Origin of the sequence: Vibrio sp. SCSIO 43132, from assembly GCF_019904195.1 — a bacterium.
Lineage (GTDB): Bacteria > Pseudomonadota > Gammaproteobacteria > Enterobacterales > Vibrionaceae > Vibrio > Vibrio nigripulchritudo.
This window is the reverse complement of sequence record NZ_CP063199.1, coordinates 2,717,517-2,744,140: the sequence shown is the minus strand read 5'-3', so window position 1 is coordinate 2,744,140 and position 26,624 is coordinate 2,717,517. Positions and strand designations below refer to the sequence as shown.

The 26,624-nt window shown below is 43.4% G+C and carries 25 protein-coding genes, 1 riboswitch and 1 other annotated feature; of the genes, 17 read left to right on the top strand and 8 right to left on the bottom strand.

Annotated features, from left to right (window positions below; translation table 11 throughout):
• The first annotated feature begins 206 nt into the window (after positions 1-206).
• From htpX to INR79_RS12185, 9 genes are all read left to right on the top strand, one after another.
• Complete coding sequence (htpX, locus tag INR79_RS12225) at positions 207-1,067, top strand: protease HtpX (RefSeq protein WP_004406032.1); 861 nt, start codon at positions 207-209, stop codon at positions 1,065-1,067.
• 200 nt (positions 1,068-1,267) lie between these two features.
• Positions 1,268-1,687, top strand: a complete 420-nt coding sequence (locus INR79_RS12220) for a nuclear transport factor 2 family protein (RefSeq protein ID WP_223094452.1) — start codon at positions 1,268-1,270, stop codon at positions 1,685-1,687.
• Positions 1,684-2,418, top strand: a complete 735-nt coding sequence (locus INR79_RS12215; protein ID WP_223094450.1) for an SDR family NAD(P)-dependent oxidoreductase — start codon at positions 1,684-1,686, stop codon at positions 2,416-2,418. Before INR79_RS12220 ends, INR79_RS12215 begins: the two co-directional genes overlap by 4 nt.
• 13 nt (positions 2,419-2,431) lie before the next feature.
• On the top strand, positions 2,432-3,709 hold the full coding sequence (locus INR79_RS12210) for an NAD(P)/FAD-dependent oxidoreductase (RefSeq protein WP_223094448.1): 1,278 nt from the start codon (positions 2,432-2,434) through the stop codon (positions 3,707-3,709).
• A complete protein-coding gene (locus tag INR79_RS12205; protein ID WP_223094446.1) occupies positions 3,706-4,467 on the top strand; it encodes a DUF1365 domain-containing protein in 762 nt (253 codons plus the stop codon). The genes INR79_RS12210 and INR79_RS12205 overlap by 4 nt, the downstream gene beginning before the upstream one ends.
• On the top strand, positions 4,457-5,686 hold the full coding sequence (locus INR79_RS12200) for an SAM-dependent methyltransferase (protein WP_223094444.1): 1,230 nt from the start codon (positions 4,457-4,459) through the stop codon (positions 5,684-5,686). The genes INR79_RS12205 and INR79_RS12200 overlap by 11 nt, the downstream gene beginning before the upstream one ends.
• A 2-nt stretch (positions 5,687-5,688) precedes the next feature.
• Entirely contained in the window at positions 5,689-6,198 is a 510-nt protein-coding gene (locus tag INR79_RS12195) for a DUF2878 domain-containing protein (RefSeq protein ID WP_223094442.1), read from the top strand.
• The gene (locus tag INR79_RS12190; protein ID WP_223094440.1) at positions 6,195-6,761 is read left to right on the top strand and encodes a hypothetical protein; all 567 of its coding nucleotides are present in this window, start codon (positions 6,195-6,197) and stop codon (positions 6,759-6,761) included. Before INR79_RS12195 ends, INR79_RS12190 begins: the two co-directional genes overlap by 4 nt.
• The gene (locus INR79_RS12185; RefSeq protein WP_223094438.1) at positions 6,758-7,273 is read left to right on the top strand and encodes a DUF3833 domain-containing protein; all 516 of its coding nucleotides are present in this window, start codon (positions 6,758-6,760) and stop codon (positions 7,271-7,273) included. The genes INR79_RS12190 and INR79_RS12185 overlap by 4 nt, the downstream gene beginning before the upstream one ends.
• 31 nt (positions 7,274-7,304) lie before the next feature.
• Here the strand turns inward: INR79_RS12185 and rsmS are convergent, their stop codons facing one another.
• Genes rsmS through dinG form a run of 4 tightly spaced genes read right to left on the bottom strand, consistent with a single transcriptional unit; the run spans position 7,305 to position 10,907 of the window.
• Positions 7,305-7,469, bottom strand: coding sequence for a pleiotropic regulatory protein RsmS (gene rsmS, locus INR79_RS12180; protein ID WP_223094437.1), 165 nt, complete (start codon positions 7,467-7,469; stop codon positions 7,305-7,307).
• A complete protein-coding gene (locus tag INR79_RS12175; RefSeq protein WP_004406019.1) occupies positions 7,466-8,017 on the bottom strand; it encodes a primosomal replication protein in 552 nt (183 codons plus the stop codon). The genes rsmS and INR79_RS12175 overlap by 4 nt, the downstream gene beginning before the upstream one ends.
• A complete protein-coding gene (locus INR79_RS12170) occupies positions 8,014-8,793 on the bottom strand; it encodes a sulfite exporter TauE/SafE family protein (RefSeq protein ID WP_004406013.1) in 780 nt (259 codons plus the stop codon). The genes INR79_RS12175 and INR79_RS12170 overlap by 4 nt, the downstream gene beginning before the upstream one ends.
• Positions 8,794-8,831: 38 nt before the next feature.
• Entirely contained in the window at positions 8,832-10,907 is a 2,076-nt protein-coding gene (dinG, locus tag INR79_RS12165) for an ATP-dependent DNA helicase DinG (RefSeq protein ID WP_223094435.1), read from the bottom strand.
• A 515-nt stretch (positions 10,908-11,422) separates the two neighbouring features.
• Here dinG and INR79_RS12160 point away from each other — a divergent pair.
• Both INR79_RS12160 and INR79_RS12155 read left to right on the top strand, forming a co-directional pair.
• On the top strand, positions 11,423-12,349 hold the full coding sequence (locus INR79_RS12160) for a porin (RefSeq protein ID WP_022551148.1): 927 nt from the start codon (positions 11,423-11,425) through the stop codon (positions 12,347-12,349).
• Positions 12,350-12,409: 60 nt separating this feature from the next.
• Positions 12,410-13,054 carry a DUF2057 domain-containing protein gene (locus INR79_RS12155; RefSeq protein WP_045961328.1) on the top strand — a complete coding sequence of 215 codons (645 nt, stop codon included), beginning with the start codon at positions 12,410-12,412 and terminating at the stop codon, positions 13,052-13,054.
• A gap of 47 nt (positions 13,055-13,101) precedes the next feature.
• Here INR79_RS12155 and INR79_RS12150 read toward each other — a convergent pair whose 3' ends face one another.
• The 4 genes from INR79_RS12150 to INR79_RS12135 all read right to left on the bottom strand — a co-directional run bounded on the left by INR79_RS12150 (position 13,102) and on the right by INR79_RS12135 (position 19,037).
• Positions 13,102-16,173 carry an error-prone DNA polymerase gene (locus INR79_RS12150; RefSeq protein ID WP_223094433.1) on the bottom strand — a complete coding sequence of 1,024 codons (3,072 nt, stop codon included), beginning with the start codon at positions 16,171-16,173 and terminating at the stop codon, positions 13,102-13,104.
• 8 nt (positions 16,174-16,181) lie between these two features.
• A complete protein-coding gene (locus INR79_RS12145; RefSeq protein WP_223094431.1) occupies positions 16,182-17,582 on the bottom strand; it encodes a Y-family DNA polymerase in 1,401 nt (466 codons plus the stop codon).
• 1 nt (position 17,583) lies between these two features.
• Positions 17,584-18,258: a translesion DNA synthesis-associated protein ImuA gene (gene imuA, locus INR79_RS12140; RefSeq protein ID WP_223094429.1), complete on the bottom strand. Its 675-nt coding sequence runs from the start codon at positions 18,256-18,258 to the stop codon at positions 17,584-17,586.
• 374 nt (positions 18,259-18,632) lie between these two features.
• Positions 18,633-19,037 (bottom strand): H-NS family nucleoid-associated regulatory protein, encoded by a 405-nt coding sequence (locus INR79_RS12135; RefSeq protein ID WP_004406271.1) that lies wholly within the window; start codon positions 19,035-19,037, stop codon positions 18,633-18,635.
• A 322-nt stretch (positions 19,038-19,359) separates the two neighbouring features.
• Positions 19,360-19,543: riboswitch (Lysine riboswitch) on the top strand.
• 98 nt (positions 19,544-19,641) lie between these two features.
• Between INR79_RS12135 and INR79_RS12130 the strand changes: the two genes are divergently transcribed.
• From INR79_RS12130 to hisH, 6 genes are all read left to right on the top strand, one after another.
• The gene (locus tag INR79_RS12130; protein ID WP_022551143.1) at positions 19,642-21,273 is read left to right on the top strand and encodes a Na+/H+ antiporter NhaC family protein; all 1,632 of its coding nucleotides are present in this window, start codon (positions 19,642-19,644) and stop codon (positions 21,271-21,273) included.
• A gap of 183 nt (positions 21,274-21,456) precedes the next feature.
• Positions 21,457-21,590, top strand: a sequence feature (His leader region).
• Between the two features lie 56 nt (positions 21,591-21,646).
• Positions 21,647-22,543, top strand: a complete 897-nt coding sequence (hisG, locus tag INR79_RS12125) for an ATP phosphoribosyltransferase (protein WP_223094427.1) — start codon at positions 21,647-21,649, stop codon at positions 22,541-22,543.
• 4 nt (positions 22,544-22,547) lie between these two features.
• A complete protein-coding gene (hisD, locus tag INR79_RS12120; protein ID WP_223094425.1) occupies positions 22,548-23,846 on the top strand; it encodes a histidinol dehydrogenase in 1,299 nt (432 codons plus the stop codon).
• A complete protein-coding gene (hisC, locus tag INR79_RS12115) occupies positions 23,846-24,898 on the top strand; it encodes a histidinol-phosphate transaminase (protein ID WP_223094423.1) in 1,053 nt (350 codons plus the stop codon). Before hisD ends, hisC begins: the two co-directional genes overlap by 1 nt.
• Before the next feature lie 14 nt (positions 24,899-24,912).
• Positions 24,913-25,986, top strand: coding sequence for a bifunctional histidinol-phosphatase/imidazoleglycerol-phosphate dehydratase HisB (gene hisB, locus INR79_RS12110; RefSeq protein WP_022612850.1), 1,074 nt, complete (start codon positions 24,913-24,915; stop codon positions 25,984-25,986).
• A gap of 14 nt (positions 25,987-26,000) precedes the next feature.
• Positions 26,001-26,615: an imidazole glycerol phosphate synthase subunit HisH gene (gene hisH / locus INR79_RS12105; RefSeq protein ID WP_022551139.1), complete on the top strand. Its 615-nt coding sequence runs from the start codon at positions 26,001-26,003 to the stop codon at positions 26,613-26,615.
• Positions 26,616-26,624 lie beyond the last annotated feature (9 nt).

Below are 26,624 nucleotides of genomic sequence, written 5' to 3'. Positions count from 1 at the left end.
TTTGAGCATCTCAGACATCAAATGTTGCAATTTTGCTCTTAACCTTGTTTTTAAAATTTAAGACTATATGTATATGTTACATTCTTAGGTGTTTTGTCGAGCGCTTATAAGGTATAAGAAAGCTCTTCATCCTAGGGTCAACAGATCCTAAAGTATGACTAGCCGAAGAGTTAGATAAAGTAAGCTTCCTATTTGGAGAAAAATTAATGAAGCGTGTGATGTTATTCTTGGCAACCAATTTAGCCGTTATATTGGTGCTAAGTATCGTATTAAACATTGTTTATGCTGTAACTGGAATGTCACCAGGTAGCCTGTCTGGTTTGCTTGTCATGGCAGCGGTATTTGGTTTTGGTGGCGCGTTTATCTCACTGCTGATGTCTAAGAAGATGGCATTGCGCTCTGTGGGCGGTCAGGTCATCGAAAGCCCACGTAATGAGACAGAACACTGGTTGCTTGAAACCGTTCAGCGTCAGTCTCAGCAGGCAGGTATCGGTGTGCCACAAGTTGCTATCTATGATTCACCTGATATCAATGCCTTTGCAACAGGTGCAAAGCGCAATGATTCTCTGGTCGCGGTTTCGACAGGTCTTTTGCACAATATGACCCGAGATGAAGCTGAAGCGGTAGTCGCTCACGAAATTAGCCACATTGCTAACGGCGATATGGTTACCATGACTTTGATGCAAGGTGTTGTGAATACCTTCGTTATCTTCTTGTCTCGCTTTATCGCTAACATTGTCTCCTCTAATGACGATGAAGAGGGCGGCACTAACATGATGACGTATTTCGCGGTATCTATTGTGCTGGAGCTTGTATTTGGTTTCCTAGCTAGCTTCATTACTATGTGGTACAGCCGTCGTCGTGAGTTTTATGCTGATGCCGGAGCTGCGGATCTGGTTGGTAAGCATAAAATGATTGCTGCGCTGGAGCGATTGAAAGTCAGCCACGAGCCGAAATTGGAAGGTTCGATGATGGCATTTGGTATCAATGGTAAGAGTGCACTTTCGGCACTTATGTCTAGTCACCCACCTCTAGATAATCGTATCGCTGCTCTTAGAAACAGCTAAAACATACTGAATAATAAAAGAAAAGGTCCGATTTTTATCGGGCCTTTTTTGTTTGTGATCCGTTTTGATTTTCCCCTCGTAAACAAAACTGACAGCAAAAGTTATACAAAAATATATTTGTACAACTTTTACAGCTATATTAAATATGTGTACAAAAAAAATAATTGTATAACTACTAGGAAGTCAGTAGCGGGGTAAAGATGGATATTGAGCATGTAGCAGATTTTTACCGTTCACTTGGGAAGCATAATTTAGGCACGGTGAAAGAACTTTATCATCCAAACGTGGTGTTTGAAGACCCTGCTCATCGTCTAGAAGGAAATGGCGTTCTTTATGCCTACTTCGAAAGCCTGTACCAGAATGTTCAACAGTGTAATTTTCACATTCACGAGAGCCACCAGTTCGGCGACACAGGGTTTATCGTTTGGACCATGTCACTGAAGCACCCCAAGCTAAACCGAGCTAGAGAAGTAAAAGTGGATGGCGTTAGCCAGATCTCCTTTGAAGACAATAAAGTCAAGCACCATAGAGATTACTTTGATTTGGGATCAATGCTTTACGAGCAAATTCCGTTGCTCGGCTTACTTATTAAGAAGATTAAGTCGGGGTTAGGGCAATGAGCAAGCAGGTGGTATTGATTACCGGAGCGACTTCAGGCATCGGGCTTCAGCTTGCTAAGGATTATGCACAGTCCGGGCATCAGGTATGGGCATGTGGTCGAAACCACAACCGATTGCAGGAACTGGAACAACACTCAAGTAATATTAAAACGTTGCAGTTTGACGTCACCGACAGTGAACAGACCGCGAAAGCCATCAATGAACTATCACCGCGCCCAGAGCTCTGGATATTTAATGCTGGTGACTGCGAATACATCGATAACGGCGAGGTTAGCACTCAAGTCTTTCAGCGTATTGTAAACGTCAACTTCCTTGGTGTTGTTAACTGCTTAGAAGCCAGCCAGACACAGGTTATGAAAGGTGATCATCTGGTCATTATAGGTTCTATTGCCAGTGAAATTGCGCTTCCGAGAGCAGAAGCTTACGGCGCATCCAAAGCCGCGCTCAGTTACCTAGCCAGAAGTCTGGCTTTACCGAAGAAGAAAGAAGGTGTCGATATTTCCATGGTTTATCCAGGGTTTGTTGAGACACCGCTTACCGATAAAAACGATTTCCCAATGCCATTGATGGTCAGTGTGGAAGAAGCATCTGAAAAGATTCGTCTTGGTGTTCATGAGAGACGAGAAAGTATTTATTTTCCCAAAGCGTTCACTTGGATTCTAAGAACGATTGGGCTTTTACCTTACTCGTGGCAACGAAGAATTGTCTCGAAGTGGGTGACAACGGGATAGGGTTGGAGGACAAATGAAGATTGCTATTATTGGGTCGGGCATATCAGGGCTAACGTGTGGATACTATTTGCACCAAGAGCACGATGTTACGATTTTTGAAGCCAACGATTACATTGGCGGGCATACAGCCACAATTGATGTAGAGCGAAAAGGCAGAACTTATGCTGTAGATACTGGCTTTATCGTTTACAACGATCGCACATACCCTAACTTTATATCAATGATGAATGAGATAGGGGTGACAGGTACTCCAACTCAGATGAGCTTTAGCGTGAGCAATCAAAGCAACGGGTTGGAATATAACGGTCACACGCTTTCTACGCTATTTGCTCAAAAACGTAATTTTCTCAATCCCAAGTTCTATCATTTCATTTACGAAATTCTTCGCTTCAACAAACTCGCAAAAAAGGCAGTAGATGAAAATGATTGGGTAGAGCAGACCCTTGGAGACTTTCTTCAGCAGAACCGTTTCAGTCACTACTTCACCGATAACTATATTCTGCCAATGGGAGCGGCGATATGGTCTTCTACACTGGCTGATATGCGAGCGTTTCCTCTGCAGTTTTTCCTCAATTTCTTTTTGAATCATGGTCTGCTTGATATTACTGACCGGCCTCAATGGTACGTGATCAATGGAGGTTCTAAAGCCTATATTGATCCACTTACCAAAGGCTTTAAAGACAATATTCGTCTTAACAGCCCGGTGGAAAGCGTAGAAAGAAGGCATGGTGGAGTACTGATAAAGTCGCGACACGGAATGGAGCATTTTGATGCTGTCGTATTTGCCTGTCATAGCGATCAGGCTCTCAGGCTGCTGAGCGACCCTTCTGAGAAAGAGCAGTCTCTACTGTCAGATATGCAATACCAAGCCAATGAAGTTGTTCTTCACACCGATACCCGACTGCTTCCTGAAAAACGCGTGGCTTGGGCGTCTTGGAATTATCTTCTCTCTGGGGAAGATGGTGAGGAGCAATCCTTACCTTCTTTGACCTACAACATGAACATTCTCCAGCATATAGAAAGCGATGAAACCTTCTGTGTTTCCTTGAATTCGAGTGACAAGATTGATGCGTCAAAGGTTATCCGACAATTCACTTACCACCATCCTGTATTCACTAAAGAATCACACGAAGCACAAAAGCAGAAGACCTCAATTGATGGTTTGAATTCGACCTGGTACTGCGGGGCATACTGGTACAACGGGTTTCATGAAGACGGTGTTCGAAGTGCGATAGAAGTGGTTGAAGGCATCAGAATGCAAGCAGCGGCACTCAAGAAGGGGGTCGCATGACTTTCTCAAGCTGCATGCTAGAAGGCGAAGTGACACACAGGCGGTTTTCCCCTGTGAAGCACAGCCTGAGATATCCGCTGTTTATGCCTTGTTTGGATCTGGATGAAGTAGAACATCTGAAAGAAAAACTGATTGGATTTGGTGACAAACGTTGGCACTGGGCTCGTTTTCGCCGAGAAGATTACGTGGGTTCTGGTGATTTGAAAGAAGCAGTTCAGCAAAAAGTTCGAGACCTGACGGGTGTAAAGCTAAAAGGAAAGGTGAAAGCTGTCTGCCATTTGAGGTATTTCGGCATCTACTTTAGCCCGGTCAATTTTTACTACCTATACGATGAACAAGATGAATGGCGCTATCTTCTGGCAGAAGTCAGCAATACCCCCTGGAATGAGCGACATTACTATGCTGTGAAAGCCGATCCCGGAGAGCAACGCGAAAACTGGAAACACGACAAAGAATTTCACGTATCTCCTTTTAACCCAATCGAACAACAATACGTTTGGTCGTTAAAACCCTTGAATAACAAATTGATGGTACATCTTGAGTGCCATCAGGAAGAAAAAGTGTTTGATGCTTCCATGGTGATGGATGCTAAACCTTTGAACCGATGGACACTGATTCGATACCTGGTAAAAACTCCAATCATGGCTGTGAAAGTGGTTGTAGGCATTTACTGGCATGCACTCAAGCTCTGGGTCAAAGGCGCGAATTATTACTCTCACCCTGATAATAAAAATAAGGAAACACCTCATGCTAAATAGCCGTTCCTTTGCCTCTGAAGGTGTCCTGTCTGTTCGTCAGCAGGCTTACCGATCTCTGGTTTTAAAGTTGTTAGGTAATTTGTCCAAAGGGCAGGTCACGATTACCGAAAGATTTGGTGAGCAAATGGAGTTTGGAGACCCATCTGCTGAACAAAGAGCAATCATAGACATTCTGGATGCCGATTTTTACGAGCGGGTAGTAAAAGGAGGAAGCATTGGTGGAGCAGAAGCTTACATGGACGGTTTATGGGATAGCCCGAATTTAACTCAGGTAACCCGTGTAATGGCGGAGAATCTGGATACTCTGGATGCGGTGGATAAAAACGTTGGTTGGATCCAGAAAGCTGGATTACGGGTTGCACATTGGCTGAATCGAAATTCACTTACTCAGTCAAAACAGAACATAGAAGCGCACTACGACTTAGGCAACGATCTATATACATTGTTTCTTGATGAGAACATGTTGTACTCGTCGGGTATCTATAATTCAGAAAATGATTCGTTAGCTTCGGCGCAAATCAACAAGATGGAACGTCTTTGCCAGCAGCTCCGACTAACTAAAGACGATCACGTTCTCGAAATCGGTACTGGGTGGGGAGGGATGGCGATTTACATGGCATCCCGATACGGATGTCAGGTTACCACCACTACGATCTCAGAAGAGCAGCATGCGTACGCCAGAGATCAGATAATACAGGCTGGGCTAGAAGATAAGATTACACTTCTCAAAGAAGACTATCGTATGCTTGATGGTCAATTCGACAAGGTCGTGTCGATTGAAATGATTGAAGCGGTAGGCAAACAGTATCTGCCTTCTTATGTTGAGAAATGTTACACCCTGCTTAAACCGGGAGGGCTGTTAGCCATTCAGGCGATCACCATTGCGGATCAAAGGTTCGAACAATACAGCAAACAAGTCGACTTTATTCAGAAGTACATCTTCCCAGGCGGTTTTTTGCCGTCCGTTACTCATCTTTTGGAACAAACTACTCGTCATAGTGGTTTTGTTGTCAGGGACTTATATGACATAGGGCAAGATTATGCCCGTACGCTCTCCGACTGGCATCATGCCTTTAATCAAGCTTACCCTCAGGTGATTCAGCTTGGATACGACGAAAGATTCGTGCGTATGTGGCGCTATTATCTGAGCTACTGTGAAGGTGGTTTTCTAGCGAATACTATAAGCACCGTTCATCTGACATTCCACAAGGTGAGCTGATTATGATCAGCAAGAGCAATGTACCTGTTATCGCCAGCAGCTTATGGTTTCAGGGGCTTTGGTTCCTTGCTGTCATCGGTAGAGAAAACACTCAGGTATGGTTAGTTGTAGCTAGTGTATTGACTCTGTTGTTCTGCTTTGTTGATGAAGTGAAAAAGCTGAGGCTAATTTTTGCCGTTAGTGCGCTCGGTATTTTAGTCGACTACATTAACTGGCAAACAGGGCTTTTCACTTTTCCTTCTGTGTCCTTCCCTGTCTGGCTTACGTTGCTCTGGGGGCTGTTTGGTTGGTATGCGGTTCAAATGAGAAGTCTGGTGAACCGATACCCAAGAACTTTCGTATCGCTATTAGTAGGGGGATCCGGAGCATTAAGCTACTTCGCTGGCTATCGCTTAGGAGCGGTAGATTGGGAGCTTGGCGTTTTATTCACCCTCTCCATTTTGTTCTTGGAATGGTTTTTGCTCGGTTATTTTGTGACCAAATTACTAAGCTCTCGCTGGGGGATGTTATGAAAAAGTACGCAGGTATTTTGATGTTCGGGATTTTGATGGCTGCTAATGCTCAAAGCTCGACACCAAGCTCACAAGATAACCAAGACTGGGACGGATGGAAAACTGTTGGTAAATCCAGCTTAAGCTGGTTGTTTTTCGATATCTATAAGTCTGAGCTAAAAACCCCTGATGGCGTATACAAAGAGAGCGGTGATGTGTCGCCTCATCCTATGGCGTTACTTATCAACTACCTTCGAGATATTCCTAAGCAGCAATTGCTGGATGTAACTCAGGAGCAATGGGAGCATTTGGGTTACAGCAAGGAACAAAGAGACGATTGGATCGCGACTTTGTCAGGTATATATCCAGACATCAACAAAGGTGAAAGGTTGGTGTACGTGTCTGATGGCGAGAACGGTCAATTCATTTTCTACGATTCTCAGAACAAAGCGAACCACCTTGGTGATATAACCAGCGAGCAGTTAAACGACGCATTTCTTTCTATTTGGTTTTCACCCGATACCGAATACCCGAAACACAGACAACAATTGATAGGTCAACAGACCTTAGGAAAACGTAGATGAAAAAAATCCTGATTCTCTGTCTTGTTACTCTTTTAGCCGCTTGTTCAGCCGACATCGATGATTATCAAGCGGCGACGCCGAATTTCGATTTATTTGGCTATTTTGAAGGAGAGTCTCAGGCCTGGGGAATGATTCAGGATTACACAGACAAGCAGACACGCCGCTTCACGGTTGATCTGGTTGGTACTGTAGAAGAAAACACGCTCACTTTGGTCGAGGACTTTGTATTCGATGACGGAGAAAAAGACCAAAGGATATGGGTTATCACCCGAGAAGACGATGGCAGTTATATTGGAAGAGCCGATGATATTGTTGGAGAGGCGACGGGTGTCGAATCAGGTAATGCTCTTCATTGGCGTTACGACTTTTTGCTCGAACTTGATGATTCGACAATTGAAGTTCATTTCGATGACTGGCTATACCGTCAGGATGAGAAACACGTGTTCAATCGAACTTCAATTCGAAAGTTCGGAATCGAAGTCGCTGAAGTGACGATATTTTTTCAGAAGTGATCTTTAAGACTCTGCCAGAGCTGGGACAGACTCAGCTCTGATCAGGTCCCAGCTTCCTTTCTAAATCTGCTTTTACGATCTCCAGTGCAGCCAAAGCTGTCTTGGCTTCAATTTCATTCGATTCAAGAAGATAAATAAGGTCGACAGCCAACTTGATTTCGTCAGGTGCTGAATCTAGTGGAGTAGGGTTGCTCATGGCTGATTACGTTCTCTATAAGTAATTTGATTTTCGAGTTTTAGTTTGGATTCCTGACAGCGCTTTAGCCTCTGTTCTGTGGCTACTAATGCTTGTTGCGCCTGACCTTGCATATAGGCTGGCGAGGCATCCAGTTCCCGTTGTTTTTCTAAAACCAGCTCCTTGAGGCGACGTTCCCATTCTTGGTGCTGAGCCATTTCCTGATATAGCTGGTTAATCGGTTTTTGAAAGTGGCTGGAATGCTTGATTTCACTTTTACGTATGGTTTGAGTTGACAGCTCTCTTTGAATGGCTTCCATCTGAGCAACCATCTGAGAGGTTAAATGCTCTGCTCTAAGAGCTGTTAATCGCCCGCTTTCTTGCTCTCGGACGATAGAATCATAAGTCGCTTGGAGTTCTTTTACGCATGGTACAAGAAGACGAGATCGACTGTGAAAAAGCCTTTCATCAAACAACGGCTGATGGTGTTCGCCTCTCTGCCTGTCGAGTTGTGCAGCTTGTTCACTAAGCTGCTCGATTTTCTGTTTTAACGATCTGAAATTGCTCATAGGCTTACAAACCATGCATCAAACGCTAATTTTCCAGCCAGAACTACGACAACGGTAATGAATACTGGTCGTATGAACTTTGCTCCGAACCTGATAGCTGAGTGAGCGCCTACATAGGCACCTGCCATTAAGCATACACCCATGGTGAGCCCAAGTACCCAGTTAATGTGACCTAAGATTGCGAAAGTAATCAGAGAGGTGAAGTTACTGGTAAAGTTCATGGCTTTTGCCAGTCCAGACGCCAGCAGAATGTTCATTTTGTACAAAGCCATACTACTGACGGTCCAAAATGCCCCGGTTCCCGGACCAGCAACCCCATCATAAAAACCTAAAGTGAGGCTTTGTAGCCACTGCTTTCGAGTCAGGCTTGGGCACGGTTCAGGAACGGCATTATTGGATGCATTTACGGGTTTGTGCCAAATGGTGTAAAGCGCTGAGAGCAAAATGACTAATGGAAGAACTTTTTCCAGCCACTCTGTGCTGATCGCATCAACAACAAGTGTTCCCAGTGTCGCGCCTATTAACGTCCCTATAAATGCTTTCTTCCAGCACTCAGGTCTGAATAGACGTTTTTTATAGTAAGTGATGGCTGCAGTCGAAGAAGCAAAAGTTGCAGCAAGTTTATTGGTACCTAGTGCAATATGTGGTGGCAGACCTAGCGAAAGTAGGGCAGGGACAGTAAGCATACCGCCTCCACCAGCTACAGCATCGATAAATCCGGCTAAGAATGCCACTAAAGCGAGCACCACCAACATTGTTGGCTCAATGAATTCCATGTATTAGTTTTTCTTTATTTATAGTCGACACGTCGTTATTAGTATTCGATACATCGTTTGAATGGGGGCAATGAGTCAATCAAAGACTTGCCATATCGCTTGGTGACAAGTCTTCTGTCTAAGATGATGACTCTACCAGAATCTCTTTCTTTACGCAGCAACCGCCCGACAGATTGAATCAGCTTTTTACTGGCTTCAGGCACAGAAATTTGCAGGAAAGGATTACCTCCTTTTCTTTCTATATATTCTGCATGCGCTTCTTCGACAGGGGATGTCGGAACGGCAAACGGAATTTTTGTGATGATGAGGTTTTCAAGTAGTTCTCCCGGCAAATCTAAGCCTTCAGAAAAGCTGCCTGTTCCAAATAGAATGCTGGTCTTTTGTTTTTCGCAATAAAACTTATGCTTCTTCAGAATTTCATTTCTCGAAGATTCCCCCTGAACTTGTAGCATCCATTTTTCAGATTTGGCTTTCTTCGATATTCCTTGAGCAACTTTATTCATTTGCCAGTAGGAAGCAAACAGAACAAGGTTAGCTTTTCCTTCTTCTATATAAGAGGGGAGAACTTCGATTAAATAATCGGTAAATTCGTTAGCTTGAGGTTCGTAAGTCAGTTTAGGAATATATAGCTCCCCTTGATTTTGGTAATCAAAAGGTGATGCCAAGGCAAGAAATTGAGTGCCTTCTTCTGGTTTATCACTGATTCCTGCTTGTCGACAGAAGAACGAAAAAGAGTTTAATGCCCGAATGGTTGCAGAAACCAGCACTGCACCTGCACATCGGCTCCATAACAATTGGTCGAGTTGCCAGCCGACTTCCAGTGGCGACACAGACACAATAAAGTCACCTTCTCTCTCCTCTGAAAGTTCAACCCATCGAGCCAACGGTGCACCTTTTTCCCTAGTAGGTTCTGCCATTAAGCTCCAGACTTTGGCGAGGTTCTCAAAGCGCTGGAGATAGAAGCCTATTTCCGCCAACGCAGGCTCTGCCAGTTTATTGGATAGCTCTCCTTCTTTTACTCGCTCTGATATGAGATCCGCGATTTTTCCCAGAGACTGCGCCCCTTTTTTACTGGATTGTTTTAGACCTTGCGCTTCAGTTTCCAACCAGTCAGGTAATTCTCCATGTTCAAATCGATAGGCTTTTTCGACAAAGGCTGTCGGGGAGAACTGCTTAGCGAGCTGACTTAAACTTGGCACCAACAATTGAATGGCATCCTGGAGTTCATTTCTGAAGCGATTCACTCGCTTCTCATCTGCCATACTGCATAGCTTCGCTGATTGAGTGTTCAATTTTTCCAGCCAGGAAGCCGCGCCCTTCAACGAGGCTGAAGCTGAAGAATGATCGCGAGCGACTGTGGGTAAATGATGCGCTTCATCAAATACGAATATGGTTTGCTCAGGCTCTGGCAAAATAACACCACCACCTAGCTCGGCGTCGGCCATGACCAGGCTATGGTTTGCGATGATGACATCTACTTTATCCAGCTTTGAGCGTGCTTTTTGAAATGGGCAGTCTCTATGGGCTGGTAGCGTAGCGTTGCAACTGTGTTTGTCGCTGACAATCTTTGACCAAATCTCGTTTGAAATCGGTGAAGGCCAGGAATCACGTTCACCATCCCATTTGTTTTCACAAAGCGACTGGTACATCTCTTTAAGGGATTCAATATCTTTGCTGGATGGCTTACTTTCAAACATCGCAATCTGTTGATCAGAGCCGCCACTGGCAATAGCTAGTTTCTCTGCACAGCAGTATCGTTGACGACCCTTAGCTAAAGCAAATGAAAAGGGCGTGTCGCTTATGCGTCTAAATAAAGGAAGGTCCTTATTCATCAACTGTTCCTGCAGTGCAACGGTTGCAGTTGATATGACGACTTTCTTTTTGTTAAAGGTGGCGTATGGGATAACGCTCATTAGATAGGCGAGAGATTTACCAATTCCTGTTCCAGCTTCAGCAACTATCATTCTGTTGGCTTTGTGGTATTGCCCTGACAAGGTACGCGCAATTTCCGAGACAAGGTAGTTTTGCGCCCGTCTCGGTATAAAGTTTTCTAAATGATTTTGCAGGTTGCTATAGCTGCTACGAATGGACTTTTGAATAGTTGTATTAAGCATTTTCTGCCTCTAATTTGAACGCGCGAGATTGTAGCACAATCCTGCTGTTGCATGTGTTTTCGTCAGAATGGCGTGCTTTTTAGGCAAATCTAGATCTCAATCACAAAAAAAAATTGAACGATCATGGGGTTAGGTAAAGTGGGGAAATGATATAGACATTTATATCAAGAAAGACACTCAATTGGTTTATTATTCTGTTTTTTGTGTTTTATTTTTTGATTATTAATTTTTTGTACTAAAAAAATAAAAACTACAGGTTAAGATTTTTGATGGTTAATTGGTGTGATTTTGTTCTAAAAGTTTATGTTGTCAATGTAAGTTGTTGATATTTTTTGTTTTATGAATTTTTATTTTTATTTTTTTAGTCATTTGACATGTAGCGGATTCTTCTGCAATCTTAACATCGAAATTTAGAGGAGTTGTGCCTTGAACTTCGGTTTAAGATTCAACTTTGATAAAAACTAAATAAGGGAACCGAAAAGGAATTCCCAGCTAAGAAAAGGCAGTGGATTATTATGAAAAAGACTCTAGTAGCTCTAGCAGTTATGGCGGTTGCAGGTTCTGCAAACGCAGCTATCGAACTTTACAACAAAGATGGCGTTACAGCTAACCTGAAAGGCGACATCGAAGTTCGTTACAAGAAAGGTACGGCTGACGGCGCTGAGCTGACTCAAGAAGTTGATGACGCGGATTTCGCTTTCGACCTACGTTACGCTCTAAACGATGACCTTAAAGTAGGCGGCTTCTTCGAAGTTCAAGACACTGGTACTAAAACTGGTGATGCTTACATCGGTTTCTACTCTGCTTCCGCTGGTGATCTAGTATTTGGTCGTACAGCAACTATCCTTGACGATCTAGGTATCGGTAACGACTACCTATTCGGTATCAAGTCTAAAGTTGACGAGTTCGATTTCTCTGGCGACGAAGTTGTTAAGTACACTATCGACAAAGGTCAATTCTACGGTGGTATCGCATTCCTTCAAGACAAAGCTAAGAACAACGATAAGCTGAAAGACACTGACAGCAACCACATCGATGCTAAGCTTGGTGCACGTTTTGGTGACCTAGACGTTCAAGGTTTCTACGGTAAAACTAAAGGCACTGCAGCTGGTAACGATCAAACTGTTCTAGCTCTAGAAGTAGCATACACAATCGATGCTCTTAAACTAGAAGCTTTGGCTTCTCAAGGTAAGCTTGACAAGTCTGGTTCTTCATCTAAGACAAACGTATTCGGTCTAGCGGCTACTTACACTATGGATGCTTGGACATTCGGTGCTGGCTTCTCTAACTCTAAGACAGAAGACGCTGATGCTATCAACGATGGCTTCGTAAACGCTGGTTACGCTCTTACTTCTAACGTAACAGCATACGCGGAAGTTGGTCACACTTCTGCAGACAACACTGAAACTGGCTACGGCTTCGGTGTTAAAGCGTCATTCTAATTCGCTTTAAAGTATTGTATAAAAGCCACCTTAGGGTGGCTTTTTTATTATGGAGAATTCATGAAGTTTAGAAATACGTTTATCATTCCGTTGGCAATGTGCTTTTCTACTTTTTTAAGTGCAGCACAGTTAGAGCTAAAATCTGGTGTCGATCTTTTGGTATTGAATGGTATGGAGAGTTCAGAGTTTGAAGAAGGCTTCAAACTATCTGAAGGAACTAATCAGGCTGTAGTTAAAATGTCTAAATCTTTCGGGTCTGGTGGCAGTAAGGATATATTTACCTCCAGCCCTTATATTGTGTCTTTCCAAGCTAGTGGTAAAGACATTACGATTGCTCATCCTAAAGTTTATAGTGTTCAGCATGCTCGAAATTTGTTCAACAAGAACCCTCAGTGGTTAGTCTATGAAGACGGCGATCTGATTGATAGCGAGACTGTATTTTTAGAAGGCAAAGGGGGCTTTGTTCCTTATTGGGATGTTAAGGCTCTGGTTAGAGATTATAACGAGAAAAACGGTATTACCTTTGCTGCAGTGAGTGCAGGTACAGTAGCCGTTGCTGAAGTTAAAAGTGCTACTAAATCTAAAGCTGTAACGCCTGAGAAAGTAGATGCATCTCAAGCACTATCACAGCTTCAAGCATGGTACTTAAAAGCATCCAAAGAAGAGCGTAAAGCATTTCGCAAATGGATGATCGATCAAGAATAAGAATTTAATGGAATAGAGAGGTGTTAGCCACTCTATTCTGTTTCCTCTTAATGGAAATCCCGGGAGTGTGTTCTTAGATCTGCCAAGCTGTCAGTCATGTCAGTTAGCTTTCCTGCAATAACATGGATCACTTCCCCCTCACGTTCCAAAACTCCCTTTACCTTAAGTACCTTGGCGGTAAGATAGACTTGCTTTTGAGCTCGGGCAGTCGCCCCCCAAACAACGACATTGATATTGCCTGTGTCATCTTCCAGAGTAAAAAAGGTAACACCACCTGCTGTTCCTGGTGATTGCCTCCCTGTAACCACTCCTATAACGGTAATAAGAGACTTGTGTTGTTTTTCTGGGAGCTGGCTCATTCTGGAGAAGCGAGGTAATAAGCCAGCCTCATTGAGTAAGGTGATAGGGTGTTTGTTTAAAGACAGCCCTGTTGCTGCATAATCTTCTGTAAGATTGCTGAAGTCATCTGGTTGATAGTGATAGGGTTGCGAGGAAGTATCCAGACTTTGTAACAGGGGAAGATCATTGGCATCATCCATGATATTCCAGCGAGCTGAGAATCGATTACCGATAAATGCCTTCAATGCATCAGCAGAAGCAAGAGTTTCTAAATCTTTCCGTTCAATACCGACGCTTTTTAAATCCGAAACGTGACGATATCCAGATTGAGAACGACTTGCTGCTATCTTTTCAGCGGTTCCTTTCTTTAACCCTTTAATTATGCGCATGCCTAGTCTTATATGGAATCTTTTGTCACGCTTAACGACTAAATGGTCATAATCAGATTGATTCACACAGATAGGCTGAACAGATATTCCGTGACGTTGAGCATCCTGAACGAGCTGAGAAATACTGTAAAAACCCATTGGGTGGCTGTTCATCAAGGCGGTGAAGAAAGCTTCTGGATAGTAATGTTTTAGCCAGGCGGAAACGTACGCAAGTACAGCAAAGGAAGCTGAATGACTTTCAGGAAACCCATATTCGCCAAACCCACATATCTGATCAAATATCCTGATTGCGAATCCCTCCTCGTATCCCCGCTCTAACATGCCATTAATGAGCTTCGATTTGAATTTCATGAGTTGACCGTTTTTCTTCCAGGAAGCCATTGCACGTCGTAATTGATCCGCTTCGCCGCCGCTGAACCCTGCTGCAACCATAGCCAGCTTTATCACCTGTTCTTGAAAGATCGGTACTCCCATGGTTCTTGACAGGACATCTTTAACTTCTTCTGAAGGGTAAGTGATCTCTTCAATACCATTTCGTCTTTTTAGAAATGGATGCACCATGTCCCCCTGAATGGGACCTGGTCTTACAATCGCAATTTGAATAACCAAATCGTAGTAATTCTTGGGCTTTAATCTCGGCAGCATGCTCATTTGAGCCCGGGATTCGATCTGAAAAACACCAATAGTGTCGGCTTTTTGTATCATACCGTACACGTTTGGATCATCCTGTTTACGCGTAATATCGGCAATGCTCAATTCGATATTGTGGAAGGTTTTGATAGTATCAAAACATTTACGAATGGCGGTCAGCATACCCAAAGCCAATACATCGACTTTCATCAAGCCTAGGCTTTCCAGATCGTCTTTATCCCACTGAATGACGGTACGATCGTCCATGGCTGCATTTTCGACAGGTACCAGTTCATGAAGAGGACCAGAAGAAATAACAAAGCCACCTACATGTTGAGACAAATGGCGTGGGAACCCCATAATTTCACTGACGAGTTTGATAAATAGCTGTCCTTGGTGGGATTCAGGCTCCAGACCCAGTTCAACAATCTGCGCTTGCCAGCCTAAACTTCGATCTCGTCGATTGACGTTTTTGATGAAGAAATCCAACTGGGTTTCAGAGATTCCCAAAGCTTTTCCTACTTCACGTACAGCACTTTTAAAGCGGTAAGTAATCACTGTGGCAGAAAGAGCGGCTCTCTGTCTGCCATATTTTTGATAAATGTATTGGATTACTTCCTCACGCCTCTCGTGCTCAAAATCCACATCAATATCAGGTGGTTCATTACGCTCTTTGCTGATGAAGCGCTCGAAAAGTACGGAGATTTGCCTTGGGTCTACTGCTGTTATCTCTAAGCAGTAGCAGACAACAGAATTTGCTGCAGAGCCGCGTCCTTGATAAAGGATATGATTGCGCTTAGCAAACATGACAATGTCGTAGATGGTCAGAAAGTAATAGGGGTACTCCAACTCTTCGATTAGGCTCAGCTCTTTGTCTATCAAATTTTGTACATGCTCTGGGACTCCCGACGGGAATCGGCGAAGACTTCCTGCTCGCACTTGCTCGCGTAGGTATGACATTGGCGTGTAGCCATTAGGCACAAGCTCACTCGGGTATTCATAGCGTAAGCTCCCCATGTCAAAGCAACAGCGAAGCTGGATGCGATGAGATTCTTCTAGCCATTCTGATTTGAATACTCGGAGTAGTTTCTCTTTGGAACGAAGTGAATGCTCACAATTGCTTTGTAAAAGCTTTCCCGCTTTGGCAACTGTTGTCCCGTGTTTTATTGCGGTCAGAGTATGTTGTAGAGGTAAGCGCTCCGCTGTATGCATAAGTACCCCTCCACAAGCCGTGATGGGGAGTTGATAAAGTCGACTTAAGCATTCGCAGTGCTCAATAAAGCGATGGTCGTTATGTTGTAGATGACGCTGAAGCCCGATCCATAACCGGTTTTTGTGATGTTTAATTAACCATTTTGCCCACTCAAAATCGCTCCTTTGGTGTTTTGGAAGCCAAATAACCAAACAATTTCTGGCAGACATGATGTCCCACTCTGACAGGCTGTATTCACCTTTTGCACTTCGCCTGCGAGCATTCGTGATGATTCGGCAAAGTTCGCCGTAGGCTTGGCGATCAGGCGCAAGTAGGATGAGTTCAACTTCTTCATTCATCCGAAATAGTGAGCCCACAATCAGTTTTACATTGAGTTCCTGATCTCTGGCTGCCGTATGTGCTCTAACCACTCCTGCAACTGAACATTCATCGGTGATAGCAATGGCTGAATATTGTAAAAAGTCGGCTTGAGTGACTAACTCTTCGGGGCTGGAGGCACCTTCAAGAAAAGAGAAATTGGTCTGGCAAAATAATTCGGCGTACTTCATGATTCGATCTAACTGAACACGCCGTGAAGAAACCACTGTTGTTTAGGTGTTCGAAAAACCCAAAGCCAGCGACCCTCATGGGTATGGGCAATAAAGTAGTCGCGAACCATAGGCTGATTATCCCACCAGCCTGTTGCTACTCTCTCTGGTCCCAAAGACAGCGTCACTTTCTCTTCAAGAGGTTTTGGGTGTGGTAATAGGATGGCAGGTCTGAGCTTTGGTGGAATACTGGGGGGAGGGGACAGTGCAGTATTTGGAGACGTGTACTGATAAGCGATCTCTGGTCGTGGGTCTTCTGAAAGACCAGGGTTGTGCAGTGCTCTTTCACCAAGTTTGGCATGGAGTAAAGACATCAATTCTAATGCGTTGGTTGTACCTTGTTTCCCCTCAAATAAATCTGTGTAACTTCCTTCTTGCTGAGTGATCCGCGCAACACTCAGTGTGATGGCAACAACAGGGGAGTCAATAGAGAGTGACTCGAAAGTTAATTGAGATAGTGATAACCATTTTGATGCAAGATATTCTCCCTGTGCGGAGCAGACTTTAAATTCGGTATTCTGTTTATTTCTCAGTTGTAAGATGATTTGTATTTCATTAGCCAACTGGTCTCGTAATTTTAGAAAATGTTCCAGTTTTTTCAGAAGGTTACCAAGAGGTCTCTCAAGAAACTGAATATTCTCAATTTCATATAATAAATCGAGAGAATATTTAAAAGTTTGAGGAGGATGGTAAAAGTCGACAGGGTGCTTAAATCGCCCAGTAAGTTTGCCAATATAGTTAATGAGATCTATATCAAAGCGCTTGGCAATATCAGCCATGGGAATAGTAAACAAAGCGTCAAAAGTTTCTATGCCAACTCTCGATAACTTATCTACCACTTTTTCAGACAGATCACTCACACCAAGAGGAAGCGTGTAGAGGTGCTTTTTCATTAAGTCAGAGTCATCCGTAATAAACTGTTTTTTTTGCTGAGCCAGTATTTGGGCTGAATAAGGGGAAAATCCAGTAGAAAATTGATAGCGTACGTTAAATTTCTTAAGGTGTTGTTGAACGGTAATCCAATAATGTTCAAGGTTGGAATAAAGGCACAGCATATTACTGATCTTTAATAGAATTCCATTTGGTTCACAAAGTGTGATATCCGATGTAATTAAATATAACCACTGTGCAATTTCTTTTAATTTCTTATGCTCGATATCAATATCATATGGATGGACTTGCAAATCCTGACAAAGTGATGCGGCAGTCCCTAAACTCATATTGAGCTTGAGCCCTGCGTCAAATCCGCTTTTGGAAAGCTGAATTATCTGGTGATGTTCATCGACGATAGCAATGTTGTTTTCCAAGTCGGAATCGAAAAAACAAGAATCCAGTTGAAGCGATGGAAAGTGAAGATAAAGCCACAGCATACTAACCCCTTTTGAGTAAAGGAAAAGCGACAACTGTGTCTGGCACTTTTGTATGAGTAAGATCTGCCCATTGAGATGACATGTCCAACTGTAACTTAGATATACCCAGCCCACCTTTCCGTTTGTTAATAGTGATATCTAACCCTTTAGAATGAGCTTCTAATGTCATGCTAAGGGAGACGGGTAGTGGAAAAGCTTGTTTTTGTGGCTTAAAGATAATCTGAGAACATTTCCCAGTCTCACTGGCAACCTGTAAGCGTTTAACTTGGTGTATTTCTAATTTCTCTTGCCATAAGACAACATGTGAACATGCACCACTCTTCAGGCATTGCTCTGCAGCCCACAATGACTCTTTTGTGCTCTTGGTAGAGACAATCAGGATTTTATCCAGAGGTAGTGCTTGGGCTAAAAAAAACTCGCTGCATAGTTTTCCTGGTGGCTGAATAAAGACTCTTAGCCTGTCTTCTCTGGCATTGCTTATGAAGTTTTGCAAAAGTCGCAGCTCTCCAATCCCAATACAGGTGTTAATTTCTATGATCCCTTTTCTGGGGAAACCACCACCCAGCTTACTATCTAGCTCAGGATAACCTGAGGATGTAGTGTCGACACTGGTAGAGGTTTCAGTTCCTTTCCAGAGGAGGTTCTTGTGATGTAGTGTTTGTATTATTTCATGCATTGCTCAATAGACCTGTATGGATATACAGTACTTTGAAGTATATGACTTCAGAAAAGATCTGCAAGCATTTTTCTGGACTAGTGAGCTACATGAGTAAGAAATGACAAAAAAATCAAAAACGTAGTAAGTAGATTAGAAAAAAGGATGTAAGAGAGTAATAATGAGCCTGAATGAATATAGACAGGTTAATTTAATCTTAATAGATATCGATTCTATAAATATTTATTATGGGAATTGAGAATAGTCGTAATGCAAATAGTGGCATTAAAAAAGCCGAAACTTATATAAGTTTCGGCTCAATTTATACTGAACGCTGAAGTATAGAATCGAGGGACATGCTCAGCGTTGCATTAATTTTTGTAACAAACTGAAAATTAGATTAGGAAATCATCCAAAGATTTGCCGGAATCCAATTCAGCTTGAATAGCAGAAGGAGTACGACCTTGACCTGTCCAAGTCTTTTCTACACCATCAACAACATATTTATATTTTGCTGGGCGAGGATCGCGTTTTTTCTTCGCTTTAGATTTAGTTTCACCAGATAGTGCAGCAATTAGGTCATCGACATCGATGCCATCTTTAGCAATCATACTTGCGTATTCAGCTAATTTAGCTTCACGTTCGGCTTTTTCTGCTAATTCTGCAGCTTCAGCTTCACGGCGCTCTTCTACAACGGTAGTTATTTTATCTAGCGCTTCTTCCAATTGCTCTAGCGGTAGATCACGAGCAAAAGCTCGCAGACTGCGAATATTTAGCAGAGTTTTTGCAATATCTGACATGTTCAGTCCCATTCTTATTTTAGTAAACGTACACAATAATAACAGTGTAAGACGAGAATACAATATAATTTTATTTCAAATATATCGAATTTCAAATATACATTTCTAGAAATATATTTAATTTCTTATTAGCCGAATAGAATACGTCAATATTTATTACGCTAAGTGTCAAAAAAGTGTAAGTACGGAGCTTGTAGACCATTCATCTAGATGAAAGTTTCATCATTCTGGTTAAAACTTGAAATTATATGTTGCAAAAAGGTTTGGCATCCGTAGAATGGCTCGCACCTGATTTGGGTGGCGACTTTTTAACCAAGTTTTCGCCCAAGGTAGAGGCGCAATAACTATCAGTAAGCTCTAAGAGAGTGATGTCTAAGATGAGAGCTGAAAGGAGTTATTGCCGAAGTATTGGAAGTTATCGCCTTTCAATGCTGGGGTTATATTCGAATAGATATAACACTGCCATAGTCTATGTTGTTGTTAAACTATGGAGCGCTACTGTAGGGTTGGGTGAAGTGTTCACTTCCCTTTCGCTTGTTCAACTTAAGGTATAACTAATACCGTCTGCAGTAGATCTCTAACCAAATATTGGTTTCTGAAGATCATGAATTTATTAGATTTTGCGTCATCTCCGCTTTCGCTGCTTCCCCCACTGGTTGCTCTGGGTCTAGCCATTATTACACGTCGAGTTCTTATTTCCCTAGGGATGGGAATTTTGCTTGGCGGCTTACTTATCACAGATTATTCACTGTCTGAATCGTTTAAATATATCTGGGATAAAGTATATGGCGTCGTTATTGAGACCAATGAAACTGTTATCGATGGCGTTAAAGTAGAAGAAGCCAGCTTAAATAGCTGGAATATGAGTATTATTGCATTTTTATTACTGCTGGGAATGATGACAGCTTTACTGACATTATCTGGTGGTACTCGAGCATTCGCTGAATGGGCTCAAAGCCGAGTAAAAAGTAAGCGTGGTTCGAAATTACTGGCAGCGTTTTTAGGCGTTTTCATTTTTGTTGATGACTACTTTAATAGCCTGGCTGTCGGTGCTATCTCCAGACCAGTTACTGATCGCTTTTATGTTTCACGTTCAAAACTTGCTTATATTCTAGATTCAACAGCTGCACCAATGTGCGTATTGATGCCTGCCTCAAGCTGGGGTGCGTATATTATGACCATTGTAGGCGGCATTCTGGTTACACATGGATTAACGGAATATTCATCAGCCTTAAGTGCTTATGTAAATATGATACCGATGAATTTTTATGCGGTATTCGCACTATTGATGGTATTTGCCGTTGCTTGGTTCCAACTTGATGTTGGCTTAATGCGTAAAAAAGAAATTGAAGCCTCTCAGGGGGTCGGTTTCGATGACACAGAAAAAGATTCTGCGAATAATGAATTAAGTGAAGATCTTGATATCAACGAAAGTGAAACAGGTCGAGTTTCAGACTTAGTTATGCCTATTGTTGCGCTAATATTCGCGACAGTATTCTTCATGTTATATACAGGTGCACAATCATTAGCGGATTCAGGAAAAGATTTTGATCTGTTAGGTGCTTTTGAAAATACCGATGTTGGTACTTCTCTTTGTTACGGTGGACTGATTGGTTTAATTGTCGCTTTAATTACCGTACTACGTCAAAAAATAGAATTTGTGCAAATTATTCGCACTTTATGGATTGGCGCAGGTTCTATGTTTGGCGCAATATTAATTCTATTCTTTGCCTGGACTATCGGTTCTGTAATTGGTGATTTAAAAACAGGTACTTATCTATCTTCACTTGTTCAGGGAAATATTAACCCACACTGGTTACCTGTTATTTTATTCTTGCTTTCTGGTTTGATGGCATTCTCCACAGGTACATCATGGGGAACGTTTGGTATTATGCTGCCAATCGCAGGTGATATGGCTGGCGCAACAGATTTGGCACTGATGCTTCCTATGCTAAGTGCTGTATTGGCAGGTTCTGTATTTGGCGATCACTGTTCACCAATCTCAGACACAACGATTCTGTCTTCTACTGGTGCTCGTTGTAATCATATTGACCACGTCGCTACACAGCTTCCATATGCCGTTTCTGTTGCTGTTGTTTCGTGCGTAGGATTCATTGTTTTAGGTATGACATCGTCGGTGTTGTTCTCATTCGCGTCAGCAAGCGTGGCATTTGTCATCGTTTGTGGTGTTTTGAGTGTGATTTCTAAACGTCGACAGACTCCTGTTTCAGCATAATCCCGTTTAGCTATATAAGGCAGGTCATACGACCTGCCTTTTTCATTTCTGAATTTCTAACTCAAAGCAATTTCTCACTCAGAAAATTTTTTGGACTTAGGTCTTGCAAATCACCAGCGGCTTGGGTTAGTGTGAAGTTAACTCAAGGAGAAAACTAAATATGCGTAAAAGTGTAATGAACATTCATCACCATCATCATCCTGACTAGTCTTTCGGGAGGTTTACGCATACCCGAGAGGCTCAGAACTCTCGGTGGTTGAATCAAAAATATCAGATTTAGACCCTCGGGAGAGCAAAACTCCCGAGGGTTTTTTCATTTTTAACGACTTATAAAACATTAAATATTCACTAAATTTCGCATAGGGACATTGCAATGCAAACACAACGCCTAAGAATTGCCATCCAGAAAAAAGGACGCTTGAGTAAAGAGTGTTTGAATCTACTGAAAAAGTGTGGTGCTAAATTCAACATCATGGGAGAGCGCTTAGTTGTGCACTCTGAAAATATGCCTATTGACCTACTACTTGTTCGTGATGACGACATCCCAGGTTTGATCATGGATGGTGTTGTTGACCTTGGCTTTATCGGTGAAAACGAGCTTGAAGAAGTGCGCCTAGACCGTAAAGCATTAGGTGAACCATGTGAATTTGTCTCTCTTCGTCGACTAGATTTTGGTGGTTGCCGTTTGTCCATCGCTATCGATAAAGATGAAGAATACAACGGACCACAAGACCTGGCGGGTAAACGCATTGCGACTACATATCCTCAGCTACTAAAAAGCTATATGGATGAGCAAGGTGTTGACTTCAGCACTTGTGTATTGACGGGGTCTGTTGAAGTAGCCCCTCGTGCGGGTCTGGCAGACGCAATTGCAGATTTGGTTTCTACAGGCGCAACCCTTGAAGCCAATGGTCTTAAAGAAGCAGAAGTGATTTTCAAGTCAAAAGCGACATTGATTCAACGTGCTGGTGAATTTGACGCAGAAAGACAAGCTCTTATAGAGAAACTTCTGACTCGTATGCAAGGCGTCCTACAGGCAAAAGAATCCAAATACATCATGCTACACGCTCCAACAGATAAGCTTGAGCAAGTGAAAGCACTTCTTCCAGGGGCTGAAGACCCAACAGTATTGCCTCTGTCTGCAGAGCAGAATCGCGTAGCCGTCCATCTTGTGAGTACTGAAAATCTGTTTTGGGAAACCATGGAACAACTAAAAGAGTTGGGTGCGAGTTCAATCCTAGTGCTACCAATTGAAAAAATGATGGAGTAACACCATGAGAACCGTTGTTTGGCAATCATTGAGTGAAGAACAGCAAGATGCCGTACTAGAACGCCCTGCGATTACTGAAGGAGCAAATATAACGGCGGCTGTTGCGGAAGTGATTCAAAAAGTACGTGGTGAAGGCGACAAAGCGCTAACTGAACTTACCGCAAAGTTTGACGGAGTGACACCAGAGTCTATTCGGGTTTCAAAAGAAGAAATTCAAGCAGCCTCAGATCGTTTGACCGATGATATGAAAAAAGCTCTTGAGCAGGCTTACTCCAATATCGCTAAGTTTCACAAAGCTCAAAAACCTCAGCCGATAAAAGTTGAAACCCAGCCGGGTGTGGTGTGTGAACAGGTTACTCGTCCGATTAATACGGTTGGTCTTTATATCCCGGGGGGCAGTGCACCACTTCCTTCTACCGTATTAATGCTGGGTGTTCCTGCACAAATTGCAGGTTGCCGCAAAGTTGTGTTGTGTTCACCACCGCCTATCGCCGATGAAATTCTTTATGTCGCGCAGCTGTGTAATATCGATGAAGTTTACAATGTTGGTGGCGGTCAGGCTGTTGCAGCAATGGCTTACGGAACGCAAAGTGTCAGCAAAGTTGATAAAATTTTTGGTCCGGGCAATGCCTACGTGACGGAAGCAAAACGTCAGGTGAGCAATGATTTCCGTGGCGCTGCGATTGATATGCCAGCAGGACCTTCAGAAGTGTTGGTTATCGCTGATGATACTGCCGACCCAGATTTCATTGCAGCGGATCTACTTAGTCAGGCGGAACACGGTCCGGATTCTCAGGTGGTTTTGGTGACGCCATCTCCAGTGATTGCAGACAAAGTAACAGACGCTGTTCAGGCTCAGTTGAAAGAGCTGTCACGAGCTGAGATTGCTGAAAAGGCGCTGGGTTCAAGCCTCATTATTATTGCCGAGTCACTGACGCAGTGTGTGTCTATCTCAAACTTCTATGGTCCTGAGCACCTGATTGTTCAAACCAAAAATCCTCGTGAGTTGCTTCCTCTACTCGATAATGCGGGTTCTATCTTCCTGGGTGATTGGTCGCCAGAGTCAGCCGGCGACTATGCATCGGGAACCAATCACGTGCTGCCAACTTACGGTTATACACGCACATACTCTAGCCTGGGCTTGGCTGATTTCTCTAAACGAATGACGGTACAAGAGCTGACTGCTGAAGGTTTAAAAGCACTTGCCCCAACGGTAGTAACCATGGCTGATGCAGAAGGGCTGGATGCGCACCGCCGCGCTGTCACCATTCGTGTTGAAAAGCTGCAAGCAGGAGAGAAATAATGGAAAAGTTGGCTCGTAAGAAAGTACAAGAACTGACGCCGTATCTTTCTGCCCGGAGAATTGGTGGCGATGGTGACGTTTGGTTGAATGCTAATGAATCACCATTCAACAACGATTATAAGACGGATTTCGCTCGTCTGAATCGTTACAGCGAATGTCAGCCAAAAGACCTGATTGAAGCATACGCTGCTTATGCCGGCGTTAAACCAGAACAGACACTGACTTCTCGTGGGGCAGATGAAGGCATAGAACTCCTAATCCGTGCATTTTGTGAGCCGGGTGAAGATGCCATTCTGTTCTGCCCTCCAACTTATGGCATGTACGCCATCAGTGCAGAAACCATTGGTGTTGAGCAAAAGAAAGTCCCATTAACGCAAGATTGGCAATTGGATCTCGAAAATATTCAAACCAATCTTGAGAATGTAAAACTGGTGTTTGTGTGCAGCCCAAACAACCCGACAGGCAATTTGGTTAACCGTGAAGATATTGTCTCTTTACTCGAGATGACCAAAGACCGAGCCATTGTGGTGATGGACGAAGCCTATATCGACTTCTGCCCAGAAGCGACGACTGCTGACCTTCTTGGACAGTATCCAAACCTCGCCATTTTAAGAACCATGTCGAAGGCGTTTGCTTTGGCAGGGCTTCGTTGCGGCTTTACTTTGGCAAATGAAGAGATCATCAACGTACTGCTAAAAGTGATCGCACCTTACCCAGTGCCTATTCCGGTATCTGAAATTGCCGTGCAGGCATTGTCTGAAGCAGGTCTGGCAAGAATGAAGTTTCAGACGCTGGATCTCAACGCCAACCGCGCTTACATGCAAGTTGGATTGAGTATGCTGCAAGGGGTCGAAGTGTTCGAAGGGTGGGGTAACTACCTGTTGGTTAAATTCCCAGATGGTGATGCTATTTTTAAATCGGCATGGGAAAGCGGCATCATTCTCAGAAACTCCCCAATTGAAAACTGTGTTCGAATTAGCGTTGGTAACCGTGAAGAGTGTGAAAAAATCGTCGCGTTTATCCGCAATCAATTAGCTAAAAGTGTCGCTTAAGAAAGGAAATCGTAGTGAGCAAGCAACAAAAAATTCTATTTATTGACCGTGATGGCACCTTAATTGTTGAGCCGCCAGAAGACTTTCAGGTAGATCGCTTAGACAAGCTCAAGCTGGAGCCATTTGTCATTCCAAGTTTATTGGCTCTTCAAGATGCAGGTTACCGTTTGGTGATGGTGACTAACCAGGATGGCTTGGGTACAGACAGCTTCCCGCAAGAAGACTTTGACGGTCCGCATAATATGATGATGGACATTTTCTCTTCACAGGGTGTCATTTTTGACGAAGTGCTTATTAGCCCTTACTTCGAAGAAGACAACAGCGATTGCCGCAAACCTAGATTAGGTCTGGTAAGAGAATACCTTCAAGGTGGAAAGATCGATTTTCAACACTCAGCCGTGATTGGCGATCGCATTACGGATGTGCAAATGGCCCAGAATATGGCGATTCGTGGCATTCAGTACAACCCAGAAACCATGGGTTGGAAGCAAATTGTCAAAGATCTGACCGTAAAAGCACGTGTTGCGGAAGTAGTACGCACAACCAAAGAAACCGATATTAAAGTGTCTGTGAACCTTGATGAGCAAGGTGGTAACGACATTAAAACCGGTCTGGGATTCTTTGATCACATGCTGGATCAGATTGCAACGCATGGTGGATTCCAAATTAAATGCAGTGTGGACGGTGATTTACACATTGACGACCACCACACTATTGAAGATACCGCTCTGGCTTTAGGGCAGGCACTGAAAGAAGCTTTGGGTGATAAGCGTGGCATTGGTCGCTTTGGCTTCAGCTTGCCAATGGATGAGTGTCTAGCACAATGCGCACTCGATTTGTCAGGCAGAGCTTACCTAGTTTTTGATGCTAAGTTCAGCCGTGAAATGGTGGGAGATTTCTCAACGGAAATGACGGTGCACTTCTTCCGCTCATTAGCTGACTCTATGGCGTGTACATTGCACCTGTCTTCTACAGGCGACAATGACCACCACATTGTAGAGAGCCTGTTTAAGTCATTTGGTCGCACGCTTCGCCAAGCTATTAAGGTAGAAGGCAACGAATTACCAAGTAGCAAGGGCATGCTTTAAAAAGGAAGAATCACGTGGCAAAACAAAAAGTCGTCATTATTGACACCGGATGCGCCAACGTATCCTCAGTTAAATTTGCTATCGAACGCTTGGGGCAATCAGTCACCATTTCAAAAGACCCAGATGTTGTTCTGGCTGCCGATAAACTCTTCTTACCCGGAGTCGGTACAGCTAGCGAAGCCATGAAAAACCTGCAAGAGCGTGACCTGATTGATCTTGTGAAAAAGGTCGAAAAGCCTCTGCTAGGGATTTGCCTAGGTATGCAACTGCTGGGCAAGTTTTCTGAAGAAAAAGGTCAGAAAGCCGACGAACGAGTGGATTGCTTGGGTTTGTGTGAAGGTGAAGTCAAATTGATGGAAACAGGAGACTTACCTCTTCCACACATGGGCTGGAATACCGTTACTTCTGCCCCTGACCATCCACTTTTTAAAGGGATTGAAGAGGGAGAGTATTTCTACTTCGTTCATAGCTTTGCCATGCCTGTTGGTGAGTACACCATTGCCCAGTGTGATTATGGCAAGCCATTTACGGCTGCAGTACAAAGTGGCAACTACTATGGCGTGCAGTTCCACCCTGAACGCTCATCAAAAGCCGGCTCAAAGCTGATTGAAAACTTTCTGAATTTATAAAGGGAATTA